We start from the raw sequence: 3,389 nt of genomic DNA, 5'->3' as shown, positions 1-3,389 counted from the left end.
TTGGCCGAGATGGTGCCGACCTGGGCGATCTCCTCGTTGGAGGTGACCTTCTTGGAGTTCTTCACCAGGTCGGCCACGACCGCCTCGACCGCGAGGTCGATGCCGCGCTTGAGATCCATCGGGTTCATGCCGGCGGCAACTGCCTTGGCGCCCTCGCGGACGATGGCGGCGGCGAGCACGGTCGCGGTGGTGGTGCCGTCGCCGGCCGCGTCAGCGGACTTGGAGGCGACCTCGCGCACCATCTGGGCGCCCATGTTCTCGAACTTGTCGTCGAGCTCGATCTCCTTGGCGACCGTCACACCGTCCTTGGTGATGCGGGGCGCGCCGAACGACTTGTCGAGAACGACGTTGCGGCCCTTCGGACCGAGCGTGACCTTGACGGCGTTGTTGAGGATGTCCACGCCGCGCAGGATGCGGTCGCGGGCCTCGACGCCGAATTTGACTTCTTTGGCTGACATAAATGATTTTCCCTGAGTTGATTCTATCCCCTCATCCTGAGGAGCGGACTTGTCCGCGTCTCGAAGGATGAGGCCGAACTGTCTCACCCTTCGAGACGCCGGCTCTGCCGGCTCCTCAGGGTGAGGGCTGGCTAAAGGCTTAGGCGGCCTTCTTCTTGGAGGCGGAGGCGTCGAGCACGCCCATGATGTCGCTCTCCTTCATGATCAACAGCTCCTGACCGTCGATCTTGACCTCGGTGCCCGACCACTTGCCGAACAGCACGCGGTCGCCGACCTGGACGTCGATCGGGATCAGCTTGCCGCTCTCGTCGCGGCCGCCGGGGCCGACGGCGATGACTTCACCCTGGGAGGGCTTCTCCTTGGCCGTGTCGGGAATGATGATGCCGCCAGCGGTCTTCTCTTCTGCGTCGATCCTCTTGACCACGACGCGGTCGTGAAGCGGACGGAATTTCATGCAGTCCTCCTAAGATCCTGGATTTGTTAGAGAGTTTTAGAGGTATTGGCAATCGATGCCGGCGAGTGCCAGCATACGCGCCGCTCACATAGTCCAGAGTTTTACGGGCGGCAAGGGCCTTTAGCAGAAAATTTGGCACTCGTTGCAAGCGCCTGCCAGAAAATCATTCGGCATCATTAACCGCGCCGATCGGGCCCCGGGCCGTATTAGCACGTGTGCTAAGTTGCTGCTAATGCAGGAAATTTCAACAGCACGTTAAACATTTAGGCTTGTCATGAATTGGCAGTGTGCGTCACATTTCTCTCATGTGAGCGCATCTTGACTTGATGGCTTACGGGCTTGGGCCATCGATCGAATATGCGCTCCTCTGGCAAGGAGGTTGGCATGGTGTCGAGGGTCGGCGTTGTTTCCGAGGACTTTCGGAAGCAGGTTCTGGGCTACGGTCTGACGACGGCGCAGATCCTCTACCGCATGCCGGATCATCCTGCGCTGCTCCAGACCTATGTCTGGCAGAACTACGACCTGTTTCCGAAATTCCCGGCGCTGCAGGATTTCCTGAAATTCTGGCAGGAGAAGCTCGAGGGCCCGCTGTTCTCGGTCACCGTGGCGCATTCCAAACTGATCAAGCCGGCCGAGCTGCGCGCCGTCGACGGCGTGTTCCGGCTGAATTGAATCGCGGTGCCGTAGGGTGGGCCAAGCGCAGCGTGCCCACCATTCTTAGAGCCACGCTGTGGAGGCAATGGTGGGCACGGCGCGTTCCGCGCCTTAGCCCACCCTGCGAAACCGGACCTGTGCTACGCTTTCCGTCCGAGGAAACGGAAGGAGAGCACCGATGGCCAAGAAGCTTACCAAGAAGCCGGCGTCGCGGTCCGCGAGCAAGACCGCCACGCAGAAGAAATCGCCGCCGCGAAAGACCACCGCCAAGTCGAGCGTACGCCGGAAACCTGCAGGCGGGGCCCGCGCGGCCGCGCCGAAGAAGCCGCCCAGACCGCCGCAGCGCATCGCCGTCAGCCATCACCGCGAGGAGGATTTCAAGGCCGATGGCTTGCGCGCCTATGCGCACTACCGCGACCTCGGCATCGCCGACGCCAGCAACGGCGTGGCGCGGGCGCATGTGATCCGCCTCCTGCCGCCGTGCAATCCGGAGGAGGTGTCGAAACTGCATTGCCACGACGTCGACTTCCAGATGGTCTATGTGCTCAAGGGCTGGGTGAAGACCTACATGGAAGGTGAGGGCGAGACGGTGATGCGGGAGGGCAGCGCCTGGACCCAGCCGCCGAAGGTCAGGCACATGATCCTCGACTATTCCGACGACGTCGAACTGCTCGAGGTGATCCTGCCGGCGGATTTCAAGACCGTCGAGCTGACGGCGTAGGGCACACTGTCATTCCGGGCGCGCCACCCGGTCCGCGCAAAGCGAGGCCGGAGCTTGTGCCGCGAGATTCCGGGCACGCGACTTTCGTCGCGCCCCGGAATGACCGGCTATGTGATCACCCCCACGATCGCGCCCATCAGGCAGGTCGACAGCGTCCCGGAGACGATCGACTTCACGCCGAGCGCGTTGATCTCGTCGCGCCGCTCCGGCGCCATGGTGCCGAGCCCGGCGATCATGATGCCGAGGCTGCCGAAATTGGCGAAGCCGCACATCGCATAGAGCATGATCAGCTTCGAGCGCGGATCGAGCGCGTCCGGGGCGAGCTTCGACAGGTCGACATAGGCGATCAGCTCGTTGAGCACCGTCTTGGTGCCCATCAGGCTGCCGCCGGTCACCGCCTGATCCCAGGGCAGGCCCATCAGCCAGCACACCGGCGCCATCGCGATGCCGAGGATCCGCTGCAGCGAGATCGCGGCGCCGCCGATCGGCGGCAACAGCGAGAGCATCGCATTGGCGAGATGGACCAGCGCCACCAGCACGATCAGCATCGCGACGATGTTGAGCAGCAATTCGAGCCCGGCGCTGGTGCCCTTGACGATGGCGTCCATGGTGGAGGACGCCTGCAGCTTGGGATCCTCGCCGAGCGCGCCGCCGGTCAGTCGGTCAGAGGTCTCGGGCACCATGATCAGGCTGACCAGGATCGCCGCCGGCGCGCCGAGCACGGAGGCGATGACGAAATGCGCCGCCGCATCCGGAATGAGGGGCGCAAGAAGTGTGGCGTAGAGCACGAGCACGGTGCCGGCGATGCCGGCCATGCCGCCGGTCATCACCAGGAACAATTCGCTGCGCGTCATCTTCGAAAGATACGGCCGCACGAACAGCGGCGCCTCGACCATGCCGAGGAAGATGTTGGCGGCCGTCGACAGGCCGACCGCGCCGCCGACGCCGAGCGTGCGCTCGAGCACCCAGGCCATGCCGCGCACGATGGGCGGCAGCACGCGCCAATAGAACAAGAGCGTCGTCAGCACGCTCATGACAAGCACGATCGGCAGCGCCTGGAACGCCAGGATGAAATCGGCGCCGGGCACCTTCAGCTCGAAGG

The 3,389-nt window shown here is 63.7% G+C and carries 5 protein-coding genes; 2 read left to right on the top strand and 3 right to left on the bottom strand.

Going from position 1 to position 3,389, the window contains the following annotated elements:
• On the bottom strand, nt 1-458 hold a 458-nt coding region (locus JOY90_RS28520), incomplete at its 3' end, for a TCP-1/cpn60 chaperonin family protein (RefSeq protein ID WP_291694432.1).
• A 139-nt stretch (nt 459-597) separates the two neighbouring features.
• Nucleotides 598-912, bottom strand: coding sequence for a co-chaperone GroES (groES, locus tag JOY90_RS28515; protein ID WP_291694431.1), 315 nt, complete (start codon nt 910-912; stop codon nt 598-600).
• A gap of 384 nt (nt 913-1,296) precedes the next feature.
• Here groES and JOY90_RS28510 point away from each other — a divergent pair, with 384 nt between their 5' ends.
• Entirely contained in the window at nt 1,297-1,584 is a 288-nt protein-coding gene (locus tag JOY90_RS28510) for an usg protein (protein ID WP_291694430.1), read from the top strand.
• Between the two features lie 160 nt (nt 1,585-1,744).
• Nucleotides 1,745-2,287 (top strand): cupin domain-containing protein, encoded by a 543-nt coding sequence (locus JOY90_RS28505; protein WP_291694429.1) that lies wholly within the window; start codon nt 1,745-1,747, stop codon nt 2,285-2,287.
• 107 nt (nt 2,288-2,394) lie between these two features.
• On the opposite strand, the gene JOY90_RS28500 is transcribed toward JOY90_RS28505, so the two are convergent.
• Nucleotides 2,395-3,389: nucleoside transporter C-terminal domain-containing protein (locus JOY90_RS28500; RefSeq protein WP_291694428.1), on the bottom strand; the 995-nt coding region annotated here is incomplete at its 5' end.

This window comes from Bradyrhizobium sp. (genome assembly GCF_019242285.1).
Lineage (GTDB): Bacteria > Pseudomonadota > Alphaproteobacteria > Rhizobiales > Xanthobacteraceae > Bradyrhizobium.
Note: the sequence above shows the minus strand (reverse complement) of the source record. Positions and strands in the feature narration are given on the sequence as shown.

Excerpts from the sequence above, each read along its gene's own strand:
- groES (WP_291694431.1), bottom strand. The coding sequence starts at position 912 with ATGAAATTCCGTCCGCTTCACGACCGCGTCGTGGTCAAGAGGATCGAC.
- JOY90_RS28510 (WP_291694430.1), top strand. The coding sequence starts at position 1,297 with ATGGTGTCGAGGGTCGGCGTTGTTTCCGAGGACTTTCGGAAGCAGGTT.
- JOY90_RS28505 (WP_291694429.1), top strand. The coding sequence starts at position 1,745 with ATGGCCAAGAAGCTTACCAAGAAGCCGGCGTCGCGGTCCGCGAGCAAG.